Source organism: Streptomyces sp. NPDC020422 (assembly GCF_044386705.1).
Taxonomy (GTDB): domain Bacteria; phylum Actinomycetota; class Actinomycetes; order Streptomycetales; family Streptomycetaceae; genus Streptomyces.
On the sequence record NZ_JBIRVJ010000006.1, the window covers coordinates 530,553 to 555,117 of the forward strand.

The following is a 24,565-nucleotide window of genomic DNA, read 5'->3' on the forward strand; positions in this document are numbered from 1 at the left end:
GGCGGCCATGCTGATCCACCCCTGGGACTCCCCGCGCGACGACGCCGAGTGGCACGCCTGGCTGACCGCCCACGACTTCGGCCAGCTCGCGGTGAACGGCTCCCCGGGCGAACCGCCCTGGGTGCAGCCGATGCACTTCCGCCACGAGCCGGACCCCGGTCCTTACGGCCAGGTCATCGCGCATCTCGCCCGCCCCAACCCGCTCTGGCACGACCTGGAGCGCAACCCCGTCGTCCTGCTGAGCGTGGTCGACGACTACGTCTTCGTGCCCGGTCACTGGACCGCCCCCGAGGGCGCCCCCTCGGAGCACGGCACGCCCACCTCGTACTACGCGGCCGTCCAGCTCCGCTGCGTCGCCCACATCGTCGACGACCCGGCCGAGAAGGCGGAGCTGCTCAACCGCCAGGTGGCCCACTTCCAGCCGGAGGGCGGCACCGCCGAGGTGTGCCCCGGCGAGGCCCCGTTCGGGCGCATGCTGCCGGGCATCCGGGGGCTGCGTCTGGAAGTGACCGACGTGCGGGCGAAGTTCAAGTACGCGGGCAACAAACCCCAGGACGTCCAGGACCGGGTCGCGGCCCGGCTCGCGGAGCGCGCGGGCCCGGGCGACAGCGCCGCCCGGGCCCACCAGCTGCGGCGCCGCACGGGGGCGTAGGGCCGCGCGGCGGTCAGCCGCGCACCGCGACCGGCTCCCCCGGCCGCCGCCGGGCCGCGGCCGCCGAGCGGGCCTCGGCGAAGGCGAGCCCCGTGACGGCGGTGAGCAGCAGCAGCGTGCCCACGACGGTGGCGGCGGTGAGCCGTTCGCCGAGCAGGGTGACGGCGATGAGCGCCGCGCTCACCGGCTCCAGGAGCATGATCACGGAGACGGTGGCGGCGCGGACGACGGCCGCACCGGCGAAGTAGAGGGCGTAGGCGAGCGCGGTCGGCACGGCGGCGACGTAGACGAGCAGGAGCAGGATCCGCGCCGGGGCGTCGGTGCCCGGGAGCAGTCCCTCGGTCGCGGCCATCGGCAGCAGGCCCACCGCGCCGACCGCGAAGGCCCAGGTGGTGGTGGACAGCGCGTCCGCGCCGCCGCCGTCGCGGCCGAGCCACCGGGTCAGCAGGGTGATCGCCGCGTATCCGGCCGCGGACACGACGGCGAGCAGGACGCCGAGCGGCCGGACCTCGGCCTGCCCGCCGCCCAGGACGAGGACGGCGAGTCCGGCGAGCGCCCCGGCGACGGCCGCGGCGCCCCCGGCGCCGATCCGCTCGCCCATCGTCAGCCGGGCGCCGACGGCGATCAGCACGGGCCCGGCGCCGAGCGTGACGACGGTGCCGACGGCGAGGCCGGTGAGGTCGACGGCGGCGAAGTAGGCGCTCTGGAAGACGGCGAGACCGACGCCGGTGCCGAGGACGCGGACGAGTCGCCTGCCACGCGGCTCGACGGTGGTGGACCGCGGCCCGCGCCGCAGCGCGAGGGCCCCGAGCAGCAGGACGAGCCCGCCGACGCAGCGCCAGAAGGAGAGGGCGAGGGGGCCCATGTCGCTGGCGCTGAAGACCAGCGAGGCGGCGGCCCCGGCCGTGCCCCAGGCGATGCCGGCGACGATCAGATAGGCGAGGCTCCGGCCGGTGGAGGTCTCGGTCAGGCCGGAGGCAGGGGTGTTCGACACGTGTGTTCTCCGCGAGGAAGACGGGGAAAGGGTGGGCGTCGGGTCCGCGTGCGGGCAGCGACGACCCGCTCGGGGGCCTGTGCCGGCCCGCCCGAGCCCGGTCTTCCGTCGGCGAAGAAGGGCCGCCCGCGCGCTAGGCGGCGGGGGGCGGAAGGACGGTCGAATGCATGATCGGCACCCTAGTTCGCGGACCGCTCGACCGACAACCGGCGTTCGCCTGCCTCATTCGCCTGCGCCGTTCCCTCGGCGGATCCCGCCACCACCCCGGCCGGCGCCTTGGGCGTGGCGGACTGGGCGATGAAGGCGCCGACCAGGACGACGGCGCCGCCGATGATCTGCGGGGGCGCGAGGTGCTCGCCGAGCAGCACCCAGGCGAGGACGGTCGCGATCACGGCCTCCAGACAGGCCACGACTCCGGCCACCTGCGGGGAGAGCCTGCGCACCGAGACGACCCCGGTGGCGTAGGCGAGCACGGTGGCGATCAGGACGATCCAGCCGAGCAGCAGCCAGGCGGGGACGCCCGTGCCGTTCAGGTCGGCGGTGCCGCCGAGGACCGTCACGTCCATCTCCCACGGGCGGGCGATGACGGTGAGGACGAGGGCGCCGACGAGCAGTCCGTACGCGATGACGCCGATCGGGTCGGCCTGTTCGGCCTCGTCGCTGCCCTGGTCGGACAGGACGAAGTAGCCGACCTGGCAGCAGGCGGCGGCGACCGCGAGGAGCAGCCCGAGGAGGTCGAAACCGAGCCCGGACCAGACCTGGACGACACAGGCGAGCCCGCCGACGGCCAGGACGACGCCGAGGGCCGCCCGCCGGGTGACCGGCCTGCGCTGGACGAAGCGGACCCAGCCGAGGACCAGTGCCGGGGCCAGGTACTCGATGAGCAGGGCGACGCCGACCGGGATGCGGGAGATGGAGGCGAAGTAGAAGCCCTGGACACCCGCGACGGCCAGCAGTCCGAAGCCCGCCAGCAGGGCGGGTTTGCGGCGGACCAGATCGCGGTGGCGCCAGGCCACCGGCAGCATGACGAGGGCGGCGCCCGCCACCCGCAGCCAGACCACGTGGAGCGGGTCGAGCCCCGCTTCGATGAGCGGTTTGGCGGCCACTCCGGAACCACCGAATGCGAAGGCGGAGACCAGGGCGAGTCCCAGGCCTGCGCTTTTCCCCTGAGACGCGTGCATCGGGCCATCATGACAGGACGCCGTCAGGTGCGTAACCCCCGTTACACCTGTTGAGACGGCTCCCCGAGCCGATCGACCAGATCGCGGGGGTCGACGCCCGCGCTCTGGAGCACCTCGGCGGCCCGGTTGCCGGGGTCGGCGGCGAGCGCGGCGAGCAGGTCGAGCCCACGGACCCGCCGGTCACCGCGGAGCGCGGCCCGCTCGAAGGCCCCGGCGAGAGCGCCGGCCGCGGCGGGCGACCAGCCGACGGCCGCCCCGGCGCCGCGCCGCGGGACGGGCAGGCCGGGAAGCCCGGCGTCGCCCAGCGGGACGGGCAGGTCCGGGACCGCACGCTCGTCCCGCAGGACGGGCAGGCCCGAATCGGTGCCCTCGACCCGAAGGACGGGCAGGTCCGAGCCGGTGTCCTCACCCCGAAGGACGGGCAGCTCCGGGACCGCACGCTCGTCCCGCAGGACGGGCAGGCCCGAATCGGTGCCCTCGACCCGAAGGACGGGCAGGTCCGAGCCGGTGTCCTCGACGGAGCGCTGCCAGCGCAGCCCGTATCCGATGGGGCGCTGGACGAGGTATCCGAGCACCCTGGCCCGCTGCCCCGGGCTCTCGAAGGCAGCGCCGGCCTCCGGGTCGGCCTCGATCAGGGAGTGCAGCAGGTGGGCGGTGTCGATCTGCCGGTCGCCGTCCCGCCGGGCGCGCCGCCGGGCGCCCTGCACCGCGGTGACCAGCTCGACGGTCAGCCCGTCCGCGAGCTCGGCGCGGCGGTTCGCGGACAGCCGGGGCGGCACGGGGCCGGCGACGGGCCCGAGCAGCTCGGGCACGCGGTCGGGAGGGACGGGAGGACGCACCCTTCCACCTCATCAGCCCGGGCAAGGCGGGACATCCCCGGCGAGAAGCATCTGCGCATCCCACCGGAGTCGTGCACGGACGTGCGGTTCCTCCTCCTTACGGAGGAGATCGCACGAGTTCTCCGTCAGGGGCGCGCGCCGCCTTGCCATACGCCCCGCACGCAACCACAGACCCGTCCCGCAACGTCCTTCAGACATGTTCTGGATGGTGGCCCTTCTCGCGCTCGACGGGCGGCAGTACGTCTACCGCGTGTACGCACCGCGGGCGGCGCTGCCGGCCGACCTGTTCTGGGCCGCCTTCCACTGCCACGACGAGAGCGGCGGCCCGCGCGCCTCCGACTGGTTCGACTCCGCCCAGATCTGGTGGATCGGCGGCGAGACCGCAGAACTGACGGTTCATCAGTATTGAATGTTGGCGCCGCTCCGGCTACGTTCCGCGACACCGAAAGCCCGACTGGTACGCGTGAAGGGGTGGTCGTCATGGCCGAAGTCAGCGCGGAGGCACGGATCGAGGCGCCGGCCGAGAAGGTGTGGGCGCAGCTCACCGACTTCGGCTCGTACGGGGAGTGGAACGCCACCCACACCAGTTTCCCGAACGGCGGCCCGGCCACCCTGGAGGCCGGCGCCACCTTCGCCGAGAACATGAAGCTGATGGGCTTCCCCGCCGAGGTGACCTGGACGGTGGAGGAGCTGGAGACGGGCCGGGTGTTCGCGATCCGCGGCAAGGGCCCGATGGGCGTCAACGTCGGCACCCGCTACTCCCTCACCGCCGACGGAGAGGCCGCCACCACCGTACGGATCGACGGGGAGTTCACGGGTGCGGCCGTGTCCCTGATGGCGGGCAAGCTCAAGGACTCGGCGACGGCGGCGCTGACCGAGTCGCTGCGCAAGCTCGCGGGCCTGGTCGCCTGACGGGGCGGGCCGGCACTCCGTACGACGTGGGGCCCCGCGGCATTCCGCCGCGGGGCCCCACGCTCCTGCCGTTGCGGCTCAGCGCTCGTCGGCCAGGATCAGGTACAGCTTCTTGCGGGCCTCGTTGATCACCTCGACGGCCTTCTGCCGCTGATCGGGGGTGCCGGTCTTCCAGACCTGGCCGAACGCCTCCATCAGACCGAAGCCGGCCTGCCGGATCTCGTTCACGGCCTCCCAGTCGACACCGCGCCCGGCCTCCTCCCACGGGGCCTCGGGCCCCGCCTCGGCCTCCGCGCGACCGGCGTCGGTGAGTGTGAACAGCTTCTTGCCGCCCTCGCTCTCACTGGCGATCAGCCCCTCGTCCTCCAGCATCTGGAGGGTCGGGTAGACCGAGCCGGGGCTCGGCTTCCAGGCCCCGCCGCTGCGCTCGACGATCTCCTGGATCATCTCGTAGCCGTGCATCGGGCGGTCCTTCAGCAGGGCCAGGATCGAGGCGCGCACATCGCCGCGCCGCGCCCGGCCGCGGCCTCCGCCACGCCCGCGCCCGCCGAAGCCGCCGCCGCCCCAGGGGCCACCGCCGCCGAAGCCGGGACCGAACGGCCCGAAGGCGGCCCGGCGTCCTTCGAAGTCACCACGAGGGCCGGGTCCGCAGTTTCCGCGCCCGGCTCCGTAGCCGTGTCCGTGCTCATGTCCGTACATACGCATCGCAACGCTCCTTCCATCGGGATTCCATCGTTGAACTGTCGCGATGCCTCAACGATATATCGGAACAGTTCGTTGAGCAACACCCGAGCGATGGTCCCGGCGAAATCGGGCGGCGCCGGGTCCTCGCCGGAGGATCGGTCCAGTGCTCCCGGATTGGCCTTGGTCCGCCGTTTCGCGGCTCCGGTACGGTCCGGAACATGCGGATTCGAATCGTCGACGCCTTCACCGACCGGCCCTTCTCGGGCAACCCCGCCGGAGTCCTGCTCCTCGACTCCTTCCCGGACGACTCCTGGCTCAGGAACGTCGCCGCCGAGGTCAACCTCTCGGAGACGGCCTTCGCCCACCCGCTGCCCCCGGGCGGCGAGGCGGACTGGGCCCTGCGCTGGTTCACCCCGACCACCGAGGTCGACATGTGCGGCCACGCCACCCTGGCCACCGCCCACGTCCTGCACAGCACCGGCACGGCGACCGGCACGGTCCGCTTCGCCGCCCGCTGCGGCATCCTCAGCGCCACGGCCGAGGCCGACGGCACCATCACGCTGGACTTCCCGACCTCCTCGCTGACCCGGGTGGACGCCCCCGAGGGCCTGGCGAAGGCGCTGGGCGCCGAACCCGTCGCCGTGCACGACACCGCCGCCCACATCGGCGACCTGGTCGTGGAGCTCCGCGACGAGGCGACCGTGCGCGGCCTCGCCCCGGACTTCGCCGCGCTCGCCACCCTGTCCGGGCGCGGGATCATCGCCACCGCCATCGCCGACCGGCCCGAGGGCGCCTACCAGTTCGTCTCGCGCGGCTTCTTCCCGGCCGTCGGCATCGACGAGGACCCGGTCACGGGCAGCGCCCACACCGCCCTCGCGCCCTACTGGTCCGCCCGCTTCGGTCGCGACGAGCTGACCGGCTTCCAGGGCGGCGCGCGCACCGGCTTCGTCCGCACCCGGCTGCGCGGCGACCGCACCCTCCTCACCGGCCACGCGGTCACCGTCATCGAGGGCGAGCTGCACGGCTGAGGCTGCGGCGCCGGGGCACCGCAAGACGACGAGGGGCGTACGGCCGATGCCGTACGCCCCTCGTGTCGTCCACCCGCGCTACGGGGTGGGCAGCCACCCCACCTTGCCGGCGAGCAGCCCGTATCCGACGAAGGCCACGATGTCGAGCAGGGCGTGCGCGACCACCAGCGGCCCCACCCGCCCCCAGCGCCGGTACAGCCACACGAACACCACGCCCATGACCATGTTGCCGATGAAGCCGCCGATCCCCTGGTAGAGGTGGTACGAGCCGCGCAGCACCGCGCTCGCCGCCAGCGAGGCCCGCGGCGACCAGCCCAACTGGTCGAGCCGACGCAGCAGGTAGCCGACGACCACGACCTCCTCCAGGACGGAGTTCTGGATCGCCGAGAGCACCAGGACGGGGTACTTCCACCACACGTCCGGCAGGGACTCGGGCACCACGGTGAGGTTGAACCCGGCCGCCCTCGCCCCCAGGTAGAAGGCGAGCCCCGCGCTGCCGATGCCGGCCGCGACGAGCGCCCCGCGCCCCAGGTCGGGCCAGGGCCGGGTGCGGTCGAAGCCGATCGCCCGCAGCCCGCGCACCCCCGCGCCCTCGCGCAGCAGCAGGTGCGCGACGAGGACGACCGGGACGAGCGCGGTGGCGATGCCGAACAGCTGCCAGGAGAGGTCGAGCCAGGGGCGGCCGGGCGCGTACGAGCCGTTGAGCGTGGCGGCCTGGTCCTTGAGCGCGCCCGGCTTGGTGAGCGAGCCGATGAAGCTGATGAGGGCCGAGACCCCGCTCGCGCCGAGCGACAGCGCGAGGACGATCAGCGTCTCGTCGCGCAGGATCCGGCGCGGCAGGCCGTCCGGGGGCAGGGCAGCGTCCCTCACTCGTTGCTCCGACACCACACCTGTCTCCCATTCCCCACAGTGATCCGGGTACGGGAACCCTACCTAGGCGGAGGCCGGCACCCCCACCGGCCAGGTGTGCACGGGCTCGCCGGTCAGCATCAGCTCGCGGTAGCGGCGGGTGGTCGCCGCGAGGGCCGCCGCACGCCCGTGACCGGAGTCCAGCGCCTGGTGGAAGGTGTCCGCCTGCCACGAGGCGCCGTTGACCCGCCGCCGGCAGCGCTCCTCGATCACGCCCAGGTAGAAGTCGCGGTCCCGCGGCTCGACGTGCCAGGCGTCGAGGCCGGCGGCGGCCAGCGGCAACAGCTCGTCGAGGACCAGACGCACGGCCGGTACGCTCGCCAGGCCGCCCGAGCGCCCCGAGCGGGGCCAGCGCAGCTCGGCGTCGATGCCGTGGCGGCACGCGGTGTCGAAGTTGTGCTCGGCGTCCTCGAAGGCCATCCGCTTCCAGACGGGCCGCGAGTCGTCGGCGAGCGAGCGGACCAGTCCGTAGTAGAAGGCGGCGTTGGCGACCACGTCGGTGACGGTCGGCCCGGCCGGCAGCACCCGGTTCTCCACCCTGAGGTGCGGGACCCCGTCGACCCAGCCGTACACGGGCCGGTTCCAGCGGTAGACGGTGCCGTTGTGCAGGACCAGCTCGTGCAGCTTGGGCACCCCGCCCTCGTCCAGGACCCGCAGCGGGTCCTCCTCGTCGAGGAGCGGCAGCAGGGACGGGAAGTAGCGCAGGTTCTCCTCGAAGAGGTCGTACACGGAGTCCACCCAGCGCTCCCCGAACCAGGTGCGCGGGCGGACCCCCTGGGCCTGGAGCTCCGGCGGCCTGGTGTCGGTGGCCTGGGTGAACAGCGGCGGCCGGGACTCCCGCCACAGCTCCCGGCCGAAGAGGAAGGGCGCGTTGGCGCCCACCGCTATCTGGACCCCCGCGATGGCCTGCGCCGCGTTCCACACGGCGGCGAAGCGGGGCGGGGTGACCTGCAGGTGCAGCTGCACCGACGTACAGGCCGCCTCCGGCACGATCGAGGAGGAGGAGCAGACCAGGCGCTCCACCCCGTGGATGTCGAGGGTGAAGTCCTCTCCGCGGGCGGCGAGGATCTGGTTGTTGAGGAGCGTGTAGCGGTCTGCGGCGGAGAGGTTGTCGAAAACGGCGTCGTCCTGGGTGAGCGTCGGCAGTATGCCGATCATGACGACTCCGGCGCCGAGTTCCGCGGCCCTGCGGTCGGCATATCCGAGGCCGGTGCCGAGTTCCTCCGCCAGCCGGTCGAATACATGGCCGCCGAGCCGGTGCGGGGCGATGTTCACTTCCAGGTTGAACAATCCGAGTTCGGTCTGGAAATCGGGGCTCGCGATACGGTCGAGCACCGGTGCGTTGAGCATCCTGGGCAGGCCGTCCTCGCCCGCGAGATTGAGTTCGATCTCCATGCCCATGAGATTGCGGGGCCGGTCGAACCGTTTCTCCGCGAGCAGTCGCGCGAGTCCCGCGAGGCACTGCTGCAGTTTCCTGCGGTAGCGCTGTCGGTCGGACAGGTCGAAGCCGTCCGTCACGACCTTCTCCCCCATCGAAGCGTCCCTCCCCGAGTGGGCAGCCGCCACGACGGCCGCGAGCATCACGGACCATGATGCCCAGCCGACTGATCCATAACGCCTGCGGGACGTGTGCGTTGACGGTTAGTCTGGGCCGGGCACTCCACCGGCAGTACCCGGGAGCACGAGGCAATCGACATATACCAATGTCATATTGTCCCGCAGCGGGGGATCGAGATTCAGCCGACCCCGTTCCCGGTGGAAATCGCAGGCACGCGTTCCGCCGGACGCGCGTATTCCATCGAATCGCCGTGGAAATACGACCGAATGACACCTTGTCAGGAATACCGGCGCCGTCTAGCGGAAACACTGTGTGAACACGTGTCGTATAAACTCCGCGGACGAGGCAGAGTGTTGGCGCCCGGCCATGGCCTCATGGCCCCCTTCTCTGGCCCCGTCGCTGACAGCGCCGTCGTACCTGCCCACGCATCACCGTGTCTCTTGAGTGAGAGGCGACCCACCATGCTCCGACCCTCCCCGGCCCCGGCGCCGGCCCTTCGCAGTGTCCTCACGGCCCTCGGCTCGCCGACAGCCGTCCGTGAGGCCCGCACCCCTGCACTGCGTGCCGCACAGGGACCGCTGAGCCCCGAACTGCCCCTGCCCGTGCATGTGCTGGGAGTCGGCTCGGCCGGCGCCGGCGCCGCCGGACAGCCGCCCCGCACCCGGCTCGCCGGGTGGCGCTTCCTGATCAGGAACGGGGACCGGGCGATCGCCGCCGCGGACACCATGCTCACCCCCGACGGCTGGTCCTTCTCCCACTTCTTCGAGGGCCCCTACGTCACCGCCACCGAACGGGCCCTGATCCAGGCCGAGGCGCTGCTCACCCCGTACCAGCCACGGCTGCTGTCCGTACCGGAGCTGTACATGCTCACCCTGTGGCTGCACGCCGACACCGAGGCCGACGGGGACAGCGTCGTCCCCGGCGCGGCCGACCTCCTCGTGCCGCTCTCGCCCGCGCCACCGGGGATCGCCGCCAACCGCCCCTACCGGGTCGCGGACCTCCTGCCCGTGCTCAGCCTGCGCCTGGGGCCTGTGCCGCCGTCCCTCCTCGGGACCGCGGCACCCGCCTGATCCACTCCACGCGCACCCCGCGCCCCGGGAGCCCCACGGCCCCGGGGCGCACTGCTGTCCGATCCTTGTCCCGTTCGGACTAGCCCGCTCGGACCACCCCGAACCCCCCGAAGAGACGGTGCAGTTGACCTGAACCGCCCCTGCGGGTGATGCGTCTTCCCAGGAGGGGACGAGCTGCCGCGAAATACCTGCGGAACGGCGTCCCTAGGGCAAGACTGGACCGGAACCGAACCGACCTACGGGGGCGGCGATGCATCCGAAGAGCCGCAGGACATCCACTACGACGCAGCGAAAGAACCCACCCATGTGCCAGCACCAGCCTGCCTGTCCCACCGCCGACTCCGCCGACCGGGAGGCGGCACGACTCGTGGCGCACCACCCGGAGCAGGGCTGGAGCCTGCTGTGCAACGGGGTCCTGATCTTCGAGGACACCGGTGAGCTGCTGCCGGACGGCCAGATCATCGCCCCGCACCGGCCGCTGACGGCGGCCAGTGTGACGACGGCGGCCTGAGCCACCCGAGAGAAGCGCGGAACGAACGCCGAGGGCCGGCCCGGAGAAAGCTCCGGGCCGGCCCTTACGCCGTGCTCAGGTGGTGCTCAGGTCGTGCTCAGTTGTCGTACTCGTCCAGCGGCGGGCAGGAGCAGACCAGGTTGCGGTCGCCGAACGCGCCGTCGATGCGGCGGACCGGCGGCCAGTACTTGTCGGCGGCCGAGACGCCCGCCGGGAAGACGGCCTCGTCACGGGTGTACGGGTGGTTCCACTCGCCGCCCAGCGCCGCCGCGGTGTGCGGGGCGTTGCGCAGCGGGTTGTCCTCGGCCGGCCATTCGCCGGAGCCGACCTTCTCGATCTCGGCGCGGATCGCGATCATCGTGTCGCAGAAGCGGTCGAGCTCGGTCAGGTCCTCGGACTCGGTGGGCTCGATCATCAGCGTGCCGGCCACCGGGAAGGACATGGTCGGCGCGTGGAAGCCGTAGTCGATCAGACGCTTGGCGATGTCGTCGACGCTGACGCCGGTCGCCTTGGACAGCGGGCGCAGGTCCACGATGCACTCGTGGGCGACCAGACCGGCCGGACCGGTGTAGAGCACCGGGTAGTGCGGCTCCAGGCGCTTGGCGATGTAGTTCGCCGCGAGGACGGCCACCTGGGTGGCGCGCTTGAGGCCCTCGCCGCCCATCAGGCGCACGTACGACCAGGAGATCGGCAGGATGCCCGCGGAGCCCCACGGGGCGGCCGAGATCGGGCCGACGCCCGTCTCCGGGCCCGCGGTGGGCTGCAGCGGGTGGTTCGGCAGGTACGGGGCGAGGTGCGCCCGGACGCCGACCGGGCCGACGCCCGGGCCGCCGCCGCCGTGCGGGATGCAGAAGGTCTTGTGCAGGTTCAGGTGCGAGACGTCGCCGCCGAACTTGCCCGGCTTGGCCAGGCCCACCAGCGCGTTGAGGTTGGCACCGTCGACGTACACCTGACCGCCGGCCTCGTGGACCTCGGCACAGATGTCGGCGACGTGCTCCTCGAACACGCCGTGCGTGGACGGGTAGGTGATCATCAGCACGGACAGCTCGTCGCGGTACTGCTCGATCTTGGCGCGCAGGTCCGCGACGTCGACCTCGCCGTCGTCGGCGGTCTTGACCACGACGACCTTCATGCCGGCCATGACCGCGGAGGCGGCGTTGGTGCCGTGCGCGGAGGACGGGATGAGGCAGACCGTGCGCTGCAGGTCGCCGTTGGCGCGGTGGTAGGCGCGGACGGCCAGCAGACCGGCCAGCTCGCCCTGGGAGCCGGCGTTGGGCTGGATGGACACCTTGTCGTAGCCGGTGACCTCGGCGAGGCGCTCCTCGAGCTCGTTGATGAGCGTGAGGTAGCCGGCGGCCTGGTCGACCGGCGCGAACGGGTGGATCTGGCCGAACTCGGGCCAGGTCACCGGCTCCATCTCGGTCGTCGCGTTCAGCTTCATCGTGCAGGAGCCGAGCGGGATCATGCCGCGGTCGAGCGCGTAGTCGCGGTCGGCGAGGCGGCGCAGGTAGCGCAGCATCGCGGTCTCGGAGCGGTGCGCGTGGAAGACCGGGTGGGTCAGGTACGCGTCCGAGCGCAGCGCGTCGACGGGCAGCGCGTCCTCGGTGACGGCGTCCAGCGCGTCGATGTCCGCGGTCACGCCGAAGGCGGCCCAGACGGCGTCGAGCTGCGCGCGGGTGGTGGTCTCGTCGCAGGACAGCGACACGTGGTCGGCGTCGACGCGGTAGAGGTTGACACCGGCCTCGCGGGCGGCGGCGACGACCGCGTCGGCGCGGCCGGGCACACGGGCGGTGAGGGTGTCGAAGAAGGCGCCCTGGGTGAGCTCGACGCCCCCGGCGCGCAGTCCGGCGGCGAGGATCGCGGCGTAGCGGTGGGTCCGCTGCGCGATGCCCTTCAGGCCGTCCGGGCCGTGGTAGACGGCGTACATGCCGGCCATGACGGCGAGCAGCACCTGGGCGGTGCAGATGTTGCTGGTGGCCTTCTCGCGGCGGATGTGCTGCTCGCGGGTCTGCAGGGCCAGGCGGTAGGCCTTGTTGCCGTCGGCGTCGACGGAGACGCCGACGAGGCGGCCGGGCAGCGAGCGGGCGTGCTTGTCCTGGACGGCCATGTAGCCGGCGTGCGGGCCGCCGAAGCCCATCGGGACGCCGAAGCGCTGGGTGGTGCCGACGGCGATGTCGGCGCCGAGCGCACCGGGCGAGGTGAGCAGGGTCAGCGCGAGCAGGTCGGCGGCGACGGTGACGATCGCGCCCAGCTCGTGGGCCTGGTCGATGACCGGCTTGATGTCGCGGATGGCACCGGAGGCACCCGGGTACTGCAGGAGCACACCGAAGACGCCGCGCTCGGCGACCTCGGCCGGGATGCCGGCGGACAGGTCGGCGACGACGACCTCGACGCCGGTGGGCTCGGCGCGGGTCTCGATGACGGCGATGGTCTGCGGCAGGGCGTCGGCGTCGACGAGGAACACGCCGCCCTTGACCTTGCCGACGCGCCGGGACAGGGCCATGGCCTCGGCGGCCGCGGTGCCCTCGTCGAGCAGCGAGGCGCCGGAGGTGGGCAGACCGGTGAGGTCGGCGACCATCGTCTGGAAGTTGAGCAGGGCCTCGAGGCGGCCCTGGGAGATCTCGGGCTGGTACGGCGTGTACGCGGTGTACCAGGCCGGGTTCTCCATGACGTTGCGGAGGATGACCGGCGGGGTGAAGGTCCCGTAGTAGCCGAGACCGATCATCGGGGCCAGCACCTGGTTGCGGTCGGCCAGCGCCCGGAGCTCGGCCAGCACCTCGGCCTCGGTGCGGGCGGCCGGCAGGCCGAGCGCCTCGGCGTTCTTGATGACGTCCGGCACGGCCGCGGCCGTCAGCTCGTCGAGGGAGCCGTAACCGACCTGGGCGAGCATCTTGGCCCGCGCCTCGGCGTCGGGCCCGATGTGCCGCTGCTCGAAGGGAATGCCCTGCTCGAGCTCGGAGAGCGGAATGCGGTTGGCGGTCATGCTGCGGGGGCCTCCTGGTCGTCACGACCTGCGAGGGGCACCACGGCGCGGGTGCCCGGACGGCCTCCCCCTCTGTCATCTCAACCTGAGAGCTTCACCGGCCATGCCTCGCGGAAGGGCCGGCTTTCACCGTCGGTGAGAGCGGGTGCCGTCGACGCCCGCCCTGCTTTCCAGAGTGACCTCGTCCGCGCGGTACGGGGGCCTGAGAGATTCCGGGGAGGATTTGCTCCTTCGGCGCCTCCGAAAGGTTTCTCCGGAGGACTCTCCCGCGCAGGGTCGACAGCCACAGCCACCCTACCAGCGCGGTTGAGCCTCCCATCGCTCAAGTGGCCGACATCCCAGTTGTGCACTTTCGTAGGGGTGTAGAGGAGTTGCGACCAGTTGGAGGGACCGTGCAGACCGATATCGATCCGCGCAGCCTGATCGGCCGCAAGGCGTTCGACCGGAACGGACACAAGATCGGAACCGTGGACGAGGTGTACCTGGACGACGCGACGGGCGTCCCCGAATGGGCCGCGGTGCGCACCGGCCTGTTCAGCCGGGACGCGTTCGTCCCCCTGGAGCCGAGCGAGCTGGCCGGTGACGGCCTCCACATCCCGTACGAGCGCGCTTTGATCAAGGACGCCCCCGACTTCGGCGTGGGCCGCCACCTCTCCCCCGAGCAGGAACTCCAGCTCTACCGCCACTACAGCCTCGCGCTGCCCCCGCCGCCCCCGGACACCCCGCACCACGACTTCGGGCGCCTGGCGGGCCAGGAGGAGGCCTAGCGGGGCCCGCACCGGCCGACCGTCCACGGCGCCGAGACCCCGACGTGACGCCCGCACCCCTGCGCAAGCACCTGAACGGGTGGTGCGGGCGGGCCACACGGCCCGGCCGAAGGCCGGGTCACCCCCTCGGCGTGCCTCAGGCAGCCGCCCCCGTCGCCCCACCCGGCACCAAGGGCAGCGGATCCGAGAGCTCCAGCTCCGGATCGTCGACGGAGAACGTCCGCACCCGCCCCGGCACCAGCGCCCCCGGCTCCTCGAAGCGCACGGTGACCCGCCCGACCCCGCTCCCCTGCACCCAGCCCGCTCCGTACTCCGCGTGGCGCACGTCCAGGCCGGGCGCCCAGTGCCGCTCGGCGGCCTCGGCGGCCGTCGGCGGCACGGGCCCGGCCGCCTCGGGAGCCACCGTGTCCTCGGCCGCCGGCGCGCCGGCCTCGGCCCGCGCCTCCGCCTCGGCCCGCGCCTCCGCCTCGGCCTGCGCGAAGAGGTCCTCCTGCGTGTAGTCGGCGAGCCCGCTCACCCCGACCCCGAGCAGCCGCACCCCGCCCGTGGTGTCCACGAGGTCGAGGAGCCGCGCCGCCGCCTCCCGCACCACCACCGGGTCGTCCGTCGGCCCGCGCAGCGTCTCGGAGCGGGTCAGGGTCGAGAAGTCGTAGCGCCGCACCTTCAGGACGATGGTCCGCCCCGAGTGGCCCGAGCCGCGCAGCCGCGCCACGCACCGCTCGGCGAGCCGCTCGACCTCGAGACGGATCCGCAGCCGGTCGTGCAGGTCCACGTCGAAGGTGTCCTCCACGGAGACGGACTTGGCGTCCCGCTCGGCCACCACGGGCCGGTCGTCGTGCCCGAGGGCCATCAGGTACAGCGAGCCCCCGTGCGCCCGTCCGAGCAGCCGTACGAGCTCGTCCTCGCCCGCCTCGACCACCTCGGCGACCGTGGTGATCCCGGCCCGCCGCAGATGCTCCCCGGTCGCCGGCCCGACCCCCGGGATGATCCGCACCGACCGCGGCCCCAGGAGCTCGCGCTCCGTGCCGGGCTCGATCAGCACGAGCCCGTCCGGCTTGGCCTCCTCGGAGGCGATCTTCGCGAGCATCTTCGACCCGGCGAGCCCGACCGAGCCGGTCAGCCCGGTCGTCGCGAGGATGTCCCGGCGCAGCCGCTCCCCCGTGGCCCGCGCACTCGCGCTGTCGTCGGCGAGACCGCCGGCCTCCAGGTCGACGAAGGCCTCGTCCAGGCTGAGCGGCTCCACGAGCGGCGAGAGCCGCCCGAGCAGCTCCATGACCTGTCCGCTGATCGCGCGGTAGAAGGCGAAGCGGGGCACCAGATACGCCGCGTTGGGCGCGAGCCGCCGCGCCTGCGCCATGGGCATCGCCGAGTGCACCCCGAAGCGCCGGGCCTCGTACGAGGCGGTCGCCACCACCCCGCGCGGCCCGAGCCCGCCCACGACCACCGGCTTCCCGCGCAGGCTCGGCTTCGACGCCTGCTCCGCCGCGGCGAAGAAGGCGTCCATGTCGAGATGCAGGATGGTGGGCGCGGCTCTCACGGTTCCGATGCTGCCCTACGCCACTGACAACGGACCCGAACGCGCACCCGCGCGCGCCGGACCCGCCCGCCCTCGGCAGGCCGGCCGGGACGCCCTTCACGGCGCCCCGGTGGCGGTCAGACCGCGCGGTCCCGGCGCCGGCGCGCCAGCTCGTCCGCCGGGTTGTGTCCGATGAGCGTCTCCCCGGTGTCGATCCGCTCGCCGTGGAGCTGCGACAGCGCCGCCTCGACGTCCCGCCACACCACCCCTACGGCGATGCCGAAGACGCCCTGGCCGCCCTGGAGCAGGTCCACGACCTCGTCGGGCGAGGAGCACTCGTACACGGTGGCGCCGTCGCTCATGAGCGTCATGCGCTCCAGGTCGCGAAAGCCCCTGGCCCGCAGGTGCTGCACGGCCGCGCGGATGTTCTGCAGCGCGACCCCGGTGTCCAGAAAGCGCTTGACGATCTTGAGGACCACGACGTCGCGGAAGCTGTAGAGACGCTGGGTCCCCGACCCGTACGCGGGCCGCACGCTCGGCTCGACGAGCCCGGTGCGCGCCCAGTAGTCCAACTGCCGGTAGGTGATGCCGGCCGCCGCGCAGGCCGTGGGGCCGCGGTAGCCGACTGCCTCCGCGCCCGCGCTCACGTCCCCGCCGAAGTCGCCCACACTGCCGTGAAGCGGATACGGGCCCTTCTCCCCGGGGGCACGCCCCAGGAAGCCCCCTGCCGTACCGTCGCCGCTGCTCATCACGCCGACCCTCCGTCCTTGACCTGCCCACTCGAAGGTAGGCAGTCACTCGGGGTGCGTCAACGATCGCCACACTCGGCACGCCGAGTGATAATCACCCTGAGAGTGGTTTCACGTGCCCCTCTCCGGGGAAAGGCTACTCGAATGCGCCGAGGACGCTCTTCGGCACGGCCACGGGGGGCCTCACTGGTTGCCGGTCTCGAAGTCCTCCGGTGAGATCTGGTCGAGGAACTCGCGGAACTTCTCCACCTCGTCCTCCTGCTCGTCCGGAATCGCGATCCCCGCGTCGTCGAGCACCCCGTCACTGCCGTAGATCGGCGTCCCGGTGCGCAACGCGAGCGCTATCGCGTCGGACGGCCTGGCACTCACCTCGACGCCGCTGGCGAAGACCAGCTCGGCGTAGAAGACCCCGTCCCGCAGATCCGTGATGCGGACCTCGGTGAGCTCCTGCCCCACGGCTTCCAGGACGTCCTTGAAGAGGTCGTGCGTCAGCGGCCTTGCAGGGGCCATGCCCTGCTGGGCGAAGGCGATCGCGGTCGCCTCTCCCGGTCCGATCCAGATGGGGAGGTACCGATCGCCTCCCACTTCACGCAGGAGAACGATCGGCTGGTTGGAGGGCATTTCCACCCGGACACCCACAACGTCGAGCTCGTTCACACAGCAACCCTAGGACGTGCCCGGCCGGTTTGGGTAGTCGGGCCATCCCCTGATCACGACAGCCGCAGTCCCAGGGCGGTCTGGACCAGTGCCGCGTGCAGGCGTACGGAGAGCCCGGCGAGCTCCTTCGCGGTCGCCTCGGCATGCGCCCTGGTCTGCGGATTACGGTGCCGGCGCAGCGGCGCGACCATCTGTTCGACCAGTCCGGCCTCACGCTCCGCGGCGGCCTTGACGGCCCTCAGGTGCCGGGGTTCCAGACCGAATCTCCCCAGATCCGCCACCAGTTTCGCCACCGTGACGGTCTCCGCGTCGTACCCGCCGCCCTCGACCGGCGCGATCAGTCCGTACGACTCCCACTCGGCCAGCTCGGCCTCGGTGACCTCGGCGGCGGCCAGCAGCTCCGCACGCCCGATCCGGGCCGCGGTGGGACGGTCGCCCTCCGCCTCCCGGCCGTCCAGGGCCCCGTCGAGCAGATCCCGCTGCGGGCTCGGCGAAGGCAGCTTGACCTGCTCGCCGCGCTCCAGGGCGTCCAGATGCTCGCGAATGACCTTCAGCGGGAGGTAGTGGTCCCGCTGCATCCGCAGGATCTGAGCGAGCCGCTCCACATCCCGCGGGCTGAACTTCCGGTACCCGGAGGCCGTGCGCTGGGGCTCGACGAGCCCCTCGGCCTCCAGGAACCGGATCTTGGAAATCGTCACTTCGGGAAACTCGTCACGCAGCTGGCTCAGCACCGTGCCGATGCTGACCAGCCGTTCGCCCGCGGTGGCGGTGCCGTGTCCGGCACCGCCCGTCGGTGTTCGCAGCATGGACCTTCCCTGAAGGTTCTCCGGGGCGTCACACGCCCCGCTGGCTCGCGAAGAACACGAGCCGGTACTTGCCGATCTGCACCTCGTCACCGTTGGACAGCACGACCTGGTCGATCGGCTCGCGGTTGACGTAGGTGCCGTTGAGGCTGCCGACGTCCGACACCGTGAAGGTGCCGTCCGGCTGCCGACGGAACTCCACGTGGCGACGCGACACGGTCACGTCGTCCAGGAAGATGTCGCTCTGCGGGTGCCGGCCGGCCGTGGTCAGCTCGCCGTCCAGCAGGAAGCGGCTGCCCGAGTTCGGACCGCGTCGCACGATGAGCAGCGCGGCACCGAGCGGCAGGGCCTCCACCGCGGCCAGCGCCTCGGCCGAGAGCGACGGAAGCGCGGTCTGACCGGTGACCTCCGAGTCGTAGGCCTCCAGCCCCGAGATGGAGATCGTCGAGGTGGTCTCGGAGGCCCGCTCCGGAGCCACCCCGCCCCGCAGCGGCGCGCCGCAGTGGGAGCAGAAACGGCTGTCCGCCGTATTGCGGTGACCGCACCTCGTACACACCGGCATGGACGCGTCCTCCTGCCGCGGCTGCCCCGCGGAGGTCTGTGTCGCGTACGGGTCGGGGGTGAACCCTCCACCCGTACCTGAGGTTGATGGTTCACCGAAACCTATGCGCGCGGCACCGGCAGGGTCAACAGACGACGCGCCCTGTCCGCCCGGAATGTCACCGCCCTGAGCACCCACCTCGTCGCGGAAGAGCGGGCGCTCGCCGCCCTGTTCCTCGCTCTGGGCGTGGCGCGGGGCGCGGTGCCTGGCGTTGCCGCCGTCCTCGCTGGCGCTCTTGCCGAACAACTTCGAAAACCACTTCACGGGCGATTCCCCTTGACCGAAACAGACCCGCCCGTGGGGCAGGACGAACCCTGACTCAACACACCTGCCGACCCGGACATCTTCACAACGTCCGTAACCACTCGACAGTTTCCACCACGCACCACCCTTGTGGTGCGGCGACCCCCCGCAACGTCATGCCCTTGCCGCGTGACCCTCATCGCCCCCTGCCTCACTGCGAGGACGACCGAGCGTAGTCAGGCCGCTTCGCAGGCCGCAAGGCGTCGACGACGATCTTCCCGGAACGCTCAACCGTGGCCGTGGCCTGCTCCTTCTCCAGTGTCTGTACGACGCCACCGGGGATGTTGAGCGCGGGCTCGAGATCCTCCGGCTTGCCGATGACCTTGAAGACGTACGGAGCGGTCACCTTCGTTCCATCGATCTGCATGTCGCTGCCACTTCCCGAGAAGTAGCTGTCCGCGACCACCCGCACGCCGTCGACCTGGATCGCCTCCGCACCCGCGGCCCGCAGCTCCTGGATCGCGTCGAGCAGCATGTCCGACTCGATGGCCCCGCTGGGATCCGTGATCGTCAGGGTGATGCCGGGCCCCTGCGCGGCGACCGTGCCGGCCAGGATCCCGAGCTGCTGCTCCTTCTCCTGGGTCTGCTTCCGGGCCTCCTCGGCCTGGTCGGAGCTGGACTCCAGCTCCGAGCGCTGGCCCTCCAGACGGGTCTTCTCGTCCTCGAGGCGCTGCGTACGGTCGTCGAGTTCGTCGAGGATCCGCACCAGGTCCTCCTGGCGGGCCCCGCGCAGCGCGCTGTTGTCGGTGGTGGAGCTGACCTGGATCGCCAGACCGAGTCCCAGCGCGAACAGCAGCAGCGCGACGATCAGTTGGGCCCGGGTCACCCTCGGCGGCCACAGGCTCGCGGCCAGCAGCTGCCGCCCGGAGACCTGCGGCTCCACCGGAGCCGCGGGTGCGGGCGGGGCCGCGGGCGCGGGCGGAGCCGCGGGTGCGGGCAGCGGGCCGGGCGCCGCCGGGACCGCGGGCTCAGGAGCCGGCGCGGGCGTGGCCTCGTCCCGACGTCCCTCGGCACCGCCCTCGGGCAGCCCCTCGTCCGGACCGGGCTTCTTGTCGTTCTCGCTCATCGGCCTCACGCCCGGAACACGTGCCGCCGGATGGCGGCCGCGTTGGAGAAGATCCGGATGCCGAGGACGACCACCACACCGGTCGACAGCTGCGCGCCCACGCCCAGCTTGTCGCCGAGGAAGACGATCAGCGCGGCCACGACCACGTTCGACAGGAACGACACCACGAAGACCTTGTCGACGAAGATCCCGTCGAGCATGGCGCGCAGGCCGCCGAAGACCGCGTCGAGGGCGGCGACCACGGCGATCGGAAGATAGGGCTCGACCACCGCCGGAACCTCGGGCCGGACCAACAGTCCGACCACGACTCCCACGATCAGGCCCAGTACGGCGATCAAGATGTGCCCTTCCCTGTGTCGGCCGTGGCCTGCCCGGTGGCCTTGGCCGCCCCGGCTCCCCTCGGCTCTGCTGTACGTACGATCAGGCTCGGCGCGGCCGGCAGACGTACGTCGCCCTCGGCCGAGATGCTCGTGCGGATCCCGAAGTTCTCCTGCAGCACGTGCAGGTACTGGCCGTCGGCGCTGTCCTGGAACGCCGTGCTCAGCCGCTGCCCGTCACCGATGGCGAGAACGGTGTACGGCGGCACCAGTGGCTTGTTGTCGACCAGTATGGCGTCGCCCGCCGCCCTGATCGCCGAGAGCGCGGTCAGCCGCTGCCCGTTGATCGCGACGGCCTCCGCACCCGACTGCCACAACCCGTTGACGATCTGCTGCATGTCACGGTCGCGCACCCGCCCGGTGTCCGAGAACCCGGCGCTCTCGCGCGGACCGCCGCCTCCCGCGTCGGCGCCCTTGGCGTCGTCGACGACCAGCTTCACACCGGGGCCGTGCACCGGGGTCGCCCCCGACAGCAGCGCCACCAGCTCCCCCTGGTCACCGCCGTGCTGCTCCAGGGCCTTGCGCTGCCGCTCGCCGACCTCGCCGCGGATGCGCTCGACGTCCGCCTCCAGCTTGTCGGCGGCGGAGGTCTCCGACTCGATCCGGTCGATCAGGTCCTGGCGCTCCTTGGCGACGACCGGCGCGGACACCCGCGCCTCGGCGGCACCCAGCGTCACCACGGCCGCCGCGAGCACCAGGCCGGCCGCGAGACCCAGCTTGGCCCGGAGCGTACGGGGCAGACCGCCGCCCTCCGCGGCACGCCGGGCGGACGCCTCGGCGTAGCCGTCGTCCAGCGCGTGGTCGATCACGTTGTTCAGCAGCGACATGGACGCGTCCGGACGCGGAGGCGGCGATCCTGTGCTCCGAACGGGGGGCTGCTGCGACATGCCGCACATCGTCGCACGTCGCACGCCCTACCGCCGAATGGCCCCTCCGACGGCCGGGAGGCGCCCCTCGGGCACCTCCCGGCCCTCCGGACCCGTCCGGACCCTCGTCTCCCCTAGTGACCTGCGCTGTCGACGACCGCCGCCCACTCGTCGAGCAGGGCCTGCGCGGAGGCGTCGTCCGGGCCCTCGGCCCACAGATGGGTGACGGCCTCGGCCGGGTCCGGCAGCACCATCACCCAGCGCCCGTCGGCCTCCACCACCCGTACGCCGTCGGTGGTGTCCACGGACCGGTCCCCGGCCGCCTCGACCACCCGGCGCATCACCAGTCCCTTCACCGCCCACGGCGTGGCGAGGTCCCGCTTCAGCACATGGGCCCGCGGGATCCGCGCGTCGATCTGGCTGAGGGTGAGCTGCGTCCGCGCCACCAGACCGATCAGCCGCACGAACGCCGCCGCACCGTCGAAGACGCTGCTGAACTCCGGCACGATGAACCCGCCGCGGCCGTCCCCGCCGAAGATCGTCGACTCCTCGCGCCCGACCCTCGTGAGGTCGTCCGGCGAGGTCGTCGTCCACTCCACCTGTGTGCCGTGGTACGCGGCCACCTGCTCCGCGATCCGCGTGGTGGTCACCGGCAGCGCGACCCGCCCGGATCTGCGCTCGGCCGCCACCAGGTCCAGCAGGACCAGCAGCGCCCGGTCGTCCTCGATGATCCGCCCGCGCTCGTCGACGAGCGAGAGCCGCTCCCCCACGGGGTCGAAGCGCACGCCGAACGCGGCCCGTGCCGAGGCGACGATCTCGCCGAGCCGCACCAGACCGGCCCGCCGGCTCTCGGCGGACTCGGTCGGCCGCGACTCGTCGAGGCCGGGGTTGATCGTCAGCGAGTCCACCTGGAGCCGCCCGAGGAGGCTGGGCAGAACGAGTCCGGCACTGCCGTTGGAGGCGTCCACGACCACCTTCAGCCCCGCCTCCGCGATTCCGGAGGTGTCCACGTTCCGCAGCAGCGAGCCGGTGTACGAGTCGAAGACGCTGGCCGGGAAGGACAGGTCGCCGATCTCCCCGGGGAACGCCCGCCGGTACTCCTGCCGCGCGAAGACCCGGTCCAGCTTGCGCTGCCCGGCCTGGGAGAGGTCCGCACCTCTCTCGTCGAAGAACATGATGTCGACGGAGTCCGGCACACCCGGCGAGGTCCGCACCATGATCCCGCCGGCGCTGCCCCGCGCCGTCTGCTGCCGGGCCACCGGCAGCGGCACGTTCTCCAGGTCCCTCACGTCGATGGCGCTGGCCTGCAGCGCCGAGATCACCGCCCGTTTGAGCGCCCGCGCACCACGGGAGTGGTCACGCGCCGTGGTGACCGTCGCACCCTTCTTCAGCGTGGTCGCGTACGCGCCGGCCAGCCGCACCGCCAGCTCGGGGGTGATCTCCACGTTGAGAATGCCGGACACGCCCCGCGCGCCGAACAGGTGGGCCTGCCCGCGCGACTCCCAGATGACGGAGGTGTTGACGAACGCGCCGGCCTCGATCGTCTTGAACGGGTAGACCCGCACGTTGCCCTGCACGATCGATTCCTCACCGATCAGGCACTCGTCCCCGATGACGGCCCCGTCCTCGATCCGGGCCGCCCGCATGACGTCGGTGTTCTTGCCGACCACGCAGCCGCGCAGATTGCTCTGCTGCCCGACGTAGACGTTGTCGTGGATCACGGCCTTGTGCAGGAAGGCCCCGCTCTTGACCACGACGTTGGATCCGATGACCGTGTGCTCGCGGATCTCCGCGCCGGCCTCCACCTTGGCGTAGTCGCCGATGTACAGCGGACCGCGCAGCACGGCGTCGGGGTGGACCTCGGCCCCTTCGGCGACCCAGACCCCCGGGGAGATCTCGAAGCCGTCGATGTCGACCTGGACCTTGCCCTCGAGCACGTCGGCCTGGGCCTTGACGTAGCTCTCGTGGGTGCCGACGTCCTCCCAGTAGCCCTCGGCGACATAGCCGTAGATCGGCTTGCCTTCCTTCATCAACTGCGGGAAGACATCACCCGACCAGTCGACGGGCACGTCGGGCTGGACGTAGTCGAAGACCTCGGGCTCCATGACGTAGATGCCCGTGTTCACCGTGTCGGAGAAGACCTGCCCCCAGGTGGGCTTCTCCAGGAATCGTTCGACCTTTCCTTCCTCGTCGACGATCGTGATGCCGAATTCCAGCGGATTGGGCACACGGGTCAGACAGACCGTGACGAGGGCGCCCTTCTCCTTGTGGAAGGCGATCAGATCACTGAGGTCGAAATCGGTGAGCGCATCCCCCGAAATGACGAGGAAGGCGTCGTCCTTCAACGCCTCCTCGGCATTCTTCACGCTCCCCGCTGTGCCGAGCGGCTTCTCCTCGTTCGCGTACGTGAGCTCCATTCCGAGCTCTTCGCCGTCCCCGAAGTAATTCCTTACGAGAGAAGCGAGAAACTGCACGGTGACGACGGTCTCATTGAGACCGTGCCTCTTGAGCAGCCTCAGAACATGCTCCATGATCGGCCGGTTCACCACCGGCAGAAGAGGCTTGGGCATGCTCGAGGTCATGGGGCGAAGACGGGTGCCTTCGCCACCGGCCATCACGACGGCCTTCATGTCGGAAGCGTCCTCCTTGAAGAGACGACGGTCCTGCCGACTTCGCCTGCCCGCGCTTCGGGCTCTCTAAGCGTCCTCGTCCTGCCGGCGACGCTGCACGGCACGGGACGGACGGGCTCAATCGGCCGCGGTATCCGCCTTCACGAGTCGACGGACCTGGACCACGTAGAGGATCCCTGCCCACCAATAGAGAGTTGTACCCCATCCGGCGAAGGCCCACCCGAAAACTTCAGCGAGTGACGCAAGCCATGTGGTTCCGTCACTGAGCAGCAGCAAGGGGAACGCGTACATCAAGTTGAAAGTCGCAGCTTTGCCGAGGAAGTTCACCTGCGGCGGCGGGTACCCGTGCCGACGGAGGATTCCGACCGCGACGAGCAGCATGAGCTCGCGGGCCAAAAGGACGACCGTCACCCAGAGCGGCAGGATCTCCCGCCAGGTGAGTCCCACGAGCGTGGAAAGGATGTACAGCCGGTCGGCGGCCGGATCCAGCAGCCGGCCGAGGCTGCTGATCTGGTTCCAGCGCCTGGCCAGCTTCCCGTCGAGATAGTCGCTCACACCACTGAAGGCGAGCACGAGCAACGCCCAGCCGTCGCTGTTGGGCCCGCCGAACTCGGGCCGGAGGATCAACCACAGGAACAGGGGTACGCCGACGAGGCGAGCCATGCTGAGGATGTTGGGGATGGTGAGGACCCGGTTCGTCTGAACGCGAGTCTCCTGGACCTCCACCCGGGGGCCTCCTGTGGGAACGAGCTGACGATGTGCCCCATGACCTTACCCTCAGCCACGAGGCCGGGATGCACAGGGGTGGGCCCCGAACGCAGAAAAGCCCCGCACCAGAGGTGCGGGGCTTTCCCACAATGATTGTTCGGCGGCGTCCTACTCTCCCACAGGGTCCCCCCTGCAGTACCA

General features: G+C 71.7%; 24 protein-coding genes and 1 riboswitch. Of the genes, 7 read left to right on the forward strand and 17 right to left on the reverse strand.

Annotated elements, in window-relative coordinates:
- Nucleotides 1-7 precede the first annotated feature (7 nt).
- Nucleotides 8-652, forward strand: a complete 645-nt coding sequence (locus tag ACH414_RS19425; RefSeq protein WP_382533404.1) for an FMN-binding negative transcriptional regulator — start codon at nucleotides 8-10, stop codon at nucleotides 650-652.
- A gap of 13 nt (nucleotides 653-665) precedes the next feature.
- Here ACH414_RS19425 and ACH414_RS19430 read toward each other — a convergent pair whose 3' ends face one another.
- The 3 genes from ACH414_RS19430 to ACH414_RS19440 form a co-directional block, all read right to left on the reverse strand.
- Nucleotides 666-1,646, reverse strand: a complete 981-nt coding sequence (locus ACH414_RS19430) for a DMT family transporter (protein WP_382533403.1) — start codon at nucleotides 1,644-1,646, stop codon at nucleotides 666-668.
- Nucleotides 1,647-1,825: 179 nt separating this feature from the next.
- The gene (locus ACH414_RS19435) at nucleotides 1,826-2,827 is read right to left on the reverse strand and encodes a DMT family transporter (RefSeq protein WP_391770327.1); all 1,002 of its coding nucleotides are present in this window, start codon (nucleotides 2,825-2,827) and stop codon (nucleotides 1,826-1,828) included.
- A gap of 41 nt (nucleotides 2,828-2,868) precedes the next feature.
- On the reverse strand, nucleotides 2,869-3,666 hold the full coding sequence (locus ACH414_RS19440; protein WP_398942611.1) for a Clp protease N-terminal domain-containing protein: 798 nt from the start codon (nucleotides 3,664-3,666) through the stop codon (nucleotides 2,869-2,871).
- Between the two features lie 196 nt (nucleotides 3,667-3,862).
- Between ACH414_RS19440 and ACH414_RS19445 the strand changes: the two genes are divergently transcribed.
- Together ACH414_RS19445 and ACH414_RS19450 are read left to right on the forward strand one after the other, a co-directional pair.
- The gene (locus ACH414_RS19445) at nucleotides 3,863-4,075 is read left to right on the forward strand and encodes a hypothetical protein (protein ID WP_382533398.1); all 213 of its coding nucleotides are present in this window, start codon (nucleotides 3,863-3,865) and stop codon (nucleotides 4,073-4,075) included.
- A 71-nt stretch (nucleotides 4,076-4,146) separates the two neighbouring features.
- Complete coding sequence (locus ACH414_RS19450) at nucleotides 4,147-4,578, forward strand: SRPBCC family protein (RefSeq protein WP_386568366.1); 432 nt, start codon at nucleotides 4,147-4,149, stop codon at nucleotides 4,576-4,578.
- Nucleotides 4,579-4,656: 78 nt separating this feature from the next.
- Here the strand turns inward: ACH414_RS19450 and ACH414_RS19455 are convergent, their stop codons facing one another.
- The gene (locus ACH414_RS19455) at nucleotides 4,657-5,283 is read right to left on the reverse strand and encodes a PadR family transcriptional regulator (protein ID WP_398942613.1); all 627 of its coding nucleotides are present in this window, start codon (nucleotides 5,281-5,283) and stop codon (nucleotides 4,657-4,659) included.
- A gap of 197 nt (nucleotides 5,284-5,480) precedes the next feature.
- Here ACH414_RS19455 and ACH414_RS19460 point away from each other — a divergent pair, with 197 nt between their 5' ends.
- Entirely contained in the window at nucleotides 5,481-6,290 is an 810-nt protein-coding gene (locus ACH414_RS19460) for a PhzF family phenazine biosynthesis protein (protein ID WP_398942615.1), read from the forward strand.
- Between the two features lie 78 nt (nucleotides 6,291-6,368).
- Here the strand turns inward: ACH414_RS19460 and ACH414_RS19465 are convergent, their stop codons facing one another.
- Both ACH414_RS19465 and ACH414_RS19470 read right to left on the reverse strand, forming a co-directional pair.
- Nucleotides 6,369-7,160, reverse strand: a complete 792-nt coding sequence (locus ACH414_RS19465) for a CPBP family intramembrane glutamic endopeptidase (RefSeq protein WP_382533390.1) — start codon at nucleotides 7,158-7,160, stop codon at nucleotides 6,369-6,371.
- 63 nt (nucleotides 7,161-7,223) lie between these two features.
- Nucleotides 7,224-8,732: a glutamate--cysteine ligase gene (locus ACH414_RS19470; RefSeq protein WP_386568362.1), complete on the reverse strand. Its 1,509-nt coding sequence runs from the start codon at nucleotides 8,730-8,732 to the stop codon at nucleotides 7,224-7,226.
- Between the two features lie 486 nt (nucleotides 8,733-9,218).
- On the opposite strand from ACH414_RS19470, the gene ACH414_RS19475 reads away from it, so the two are divergent.
- Both ACH414_RS19475 and ACH414_RS19480 read left to right on the forward strand, forming a co-directional pair.
- Nucleotides 9,219-9,827, forward strand: a complete 609-nt coding sequence (locus ACH414_RS19475; protein WP_382533386.1) for a hypothetical protein — start codon at nucleotides 9,219-9,221, stop codon at nucleotides 9,825-9,827.
- A gap of 304 nt (nucleotides 9,828-10,131) precedes the next feature.
- A complete protein-coding gene (locus tag ACH414_RS19480; RefSeq protein WP_382533384.1) occupies nucleotides 10,132-10,338 on the forward strand; it encodes a DUF5999 family protein in 207 nt (68 codons plus the stop codon).
- A 97-nt stretch (nucleotides 10,339-10,435) separates the two neighbouring features.
- Here ACH414_RS19480 and gcvP read toward each other — a convergent pair whose 3' ends face one another.
- Nucleotides 10,436-13,321: an aminomethyl-transferring glycine dehydrogenase gene (gcvP, locus tag ACH414_RS19485; RefSeq protein WP_382533382.1), complete on the reverse strand. Its 2,886-nt coding sequence runs from the start codon at nucleotides 13,319-13,321 to the stop codon at nucleotides 10,436-10,438.
- 180 nt (nucleotides 13,322-13,501) lie between these two features.
- Nucleotides 13,502-13,600, reverse strand: a riboswitch (glycine riboswitch).
- Nucleotides 13,601-13,713: 113 nt separating this feature from the next.
- Between gcvP and ACH414_RS19490 the strand changes: the two genes are divergently transcribed.
- Nucleotides 13,714-14,088 carry a PRC-barrel domain-containing protein gene (locus ACH414_RS19490; protein WP_382533380.1) on the forward strand — a complete coding sequence of 125 codons (375 nt, stop codon included), beginning with the start codon at nucleotides 13,714-13,716 and terminating at the stop codon, nucleotides 14,086-14,088.
- A gap of 136 nt (nucleotides 14,089-14,224) precedes the next feature.
- On the opposite strand, the gene ACH414_RS19495 is transcribed toward ACH414_RS19490, so the two are convergent.
- The 10 genes from ACH414_RS19495 to ACH414_RS19540 all read right to left on the reverse strand — a co-directional run bounded on the left by ACH414_RS19495 (nucleotide 14,225) and on the right by ACH414_RS19540 (nucleotide 24,382).
- Complete coding sequence (locus ACH414_RS19495; RefSeq protein ID WP_386568357.1) at nucleotides 14,225-15,625, reverse strand: DNA polymerase IV; 1,401 nt, start codon at nucleotides 15,623-15,625, stop codon at nucleotides 14,225-14,227.
- Nucleotides 15,626-15,741: 116 nt separating this feature from the next.
- Nucleotides 15,742-16,353, reverse strand: coding sequence for a MerR family transcriptional regulator (locus tag ACH414_RS19500; protein ID WP_382533376.1), 612 nt, complete (start codon nucleotides 16,351-16,353; stop codon nucleotides 15,742-15,744).
- A gap of 183 nt (nucleotides 16,354-16,536) precedes the next feature.
- Nucleotides 16,537-17,010, reverse strand: coding sequence for a bifunctional nuclease family protein (locus ACH414_RS19505; protein ID WP_046912036.1), 474 nt, complete (start codon nucleotides 17,008-17,010; stop codon nucleotides 16,537-16,539).
- A 53-nt stretch (nucleotides 17,011-17,063) separates the two neighbouring features.
- Entirely contained in the window at nucleotides 17,064-17,816 is a 753-nt protein-coding gene (locus ACH414_RS19510; protein ID WP_382533374.1) for a MerR family transcriptional regulator, read from the reverse strand.
- Between the two features lie 28 nt (nucleotides 17,817-17,844).
- Entirely contained in the window at nucleotides 17,845-18,786 is a 942-nt protein-coding gene (locus tag ACH414_RS19515; RefSeq protein WP_382534207.1) for an FHA domain-containing protein, read from the reverse strand.
- Between the two features lie 82 nt (nucleotides 18,787-18,868).
- Nucleotides 18,869-19,783, reverse strand: coding sequence for a DUF881 domain-containing protein (locus ACH414_RS19520; RefSeq protein WP_398942620.1), 915 nt, complete (start codon nucleotides 19,781-19,783; stop codon nucleotides 18,869-18,871).
- A gap of 5 nt (nucleotides 19,784-19,788) precedes the next feature.
- Nucleotides 19,789-20,121, reverse strand: coding sequence for a small basic family protein (locus ACH414_RS19525; RefSeq protein WP_015032176.1), 333 nt, complete (start codon nucleotides 20,119-20,121; stop codon nucleotides 19,789-19,791).
- Nucleotides 20,118-21,047 carry a DUF881 domain-containing protein gene (locus tag ACH414_RS19530; RefSeq protein WP_382533370.1) on the reverse strand — a complete coding sequence of 310 codons (930 nt, stop codon included), beginning with the start codon at nucleotides 21,045-21,047 and terminating at the stop codon, nucleotides 20,118-20,120. Before ACH414_RS19530 ends, ACH414_RS19525 begins: the two co-directional genes overlap by 4 nt.
- Before the next feature lie 113 nt (nucleotides 21,048-21,160).
- Nucleotides 21,161-23,656 (reverse strand): sugar phosphate nucleotidyltransferase, encoded by a 2,496-nt coding sequence (locus ACH414_RS19535; RefSeq protein ID WP_382533368.1) that lies wholly within the window; start codon nucleotides 23,654-23,656, stop codon nucleotides 21,161-21,163.
- A 117-nt stretch (nucleotides 23,657-23,773) separates the two neighbouring features.
- Complete coding sequence (locus ACH414_RS19540) at nucleotides 23,774-24,382, reverse strand: CDP-alcohol phosphatidyltransferase family protein (RefSeq protein WP_386568351.1); 609 nt, start codon at nucleotides 24,380-24,382, stop codon at nucleotides 23,774-23,776.
- Between the last annotated feature and the right edge of the window lie 183 nt (nucleotides 24,383-24,565).

Excerpts from the sequence above, each read along its gene's own strand:
- ACH414_RS19535 (WP_382533368.1), bottom strand. The coding sequence starts at position 23,656 with ATGAAGGCCGTCGTGATGGCCGGTGGCGAAGGCACCCGTCTTCGCCCC.
- ACH414_RS19510 (WP_382533374.1), bottom strand. The coding sequence starts at position 17,816 with ATGCTGCGAACACCGACGGGCGGTGCCGGACACGGCACCGCCACCGCG.
- ACH414_RS19475 (WP_382533386.1), top strand. The coding sequence starts at position 9,219 with ATGCTCCGACCCTCCCCGGCCCCGGCGCCGGCCCTTCGCAGTGTCCTC.
- gcvP (WP_382533382.1), bottom strand. The coding sequence starts at position 13,321 with ATGACCGCCAACCGCATTCCGCTCTCCGAGCTCGAGCAGGGCATTCCC.
- ACH414_RS19425 (WP_382533404.1), top strand. The coding sequence starts at position 8 with ATGCTGATCCACCCCTGGGACTCCCCGCGCGACGACGCCGAGTGGCAC.
- ACH414_RS19500 (WP_382533376.1), bottom strand. The coding sequence starts at position 16,353 with ATGAGCAGCGGCGACGGTACGGCAGGGGGCTTCCTGGGGCGTGCCCCC.
- ACH414_RS19455 (WP_398942613.1), bottom strand. The coding sequence starts at position 5,283 with ATGCGTATGTACGGACATGAGCACGGACACGGCTACGGAGCCGGGCGC.
- ACH414_RS19450 (WP_386568366.1), top strand. The coding sequence starts at position 4,147 with ATGGCCGAAGTCAGCGCGGAGGCACGGATCGAGGCGCCGGCCGAGAAG.
- ACH414_RS19460 (WP_398942615.1), top strand. The coding sequence starts at position 5,481 with ATGCGGATTCGAATCGTCGACGCCTTCACCGACCGGCCCTTCTCGGGC.
- ACH414_RS19470 (WP_386568362.1), bottom strand. The coding sequence starts at position 8,732 with ATGGGGGAGAAGGTCGTGACGGACGGCTTCGACCTGTCCGACCGACAG.
- ACH414_RS19480 (WP_382533384.1), top strand. The coding sequence starts at position 10,132 with ATGTGCCAGCACCAGCCTGCCTGTCCCACCGCCGACTCCGCCGACCGG.
- ACH414_RS19445 (WP_382533398.1), top strand. The coding sequence starts at position 3,863 with ATGTTCTGGATGGTGGCCCTTCTCGCGCTCGACGGGCGGCAGTACGTC.
- ACH414_RS19520 (WP_398942620.1), bottom strand. The coding sequence starts at position 19,783 with ATGAGCGAGAACGACAAGAAGCCCGGTCCGGACGAGGGGCTGCCCGAG.
- ACH414_RS19530 (WP_382533370.1), bottom strand. The coding sequence starts at position 21,047 with ATGTCGCAGCAGCCCCCCGTTCGGAGCACAGGATCGCCGCCTCCGCGT.
- ACH414_RS19435 (WP_391770327.1), bottom strand. The coding sequence starts at position 2,827 with ATGCACGCGTCTCAGGGGAAAAGCGCAGGCCTGGGACTCGCCCTGGTC.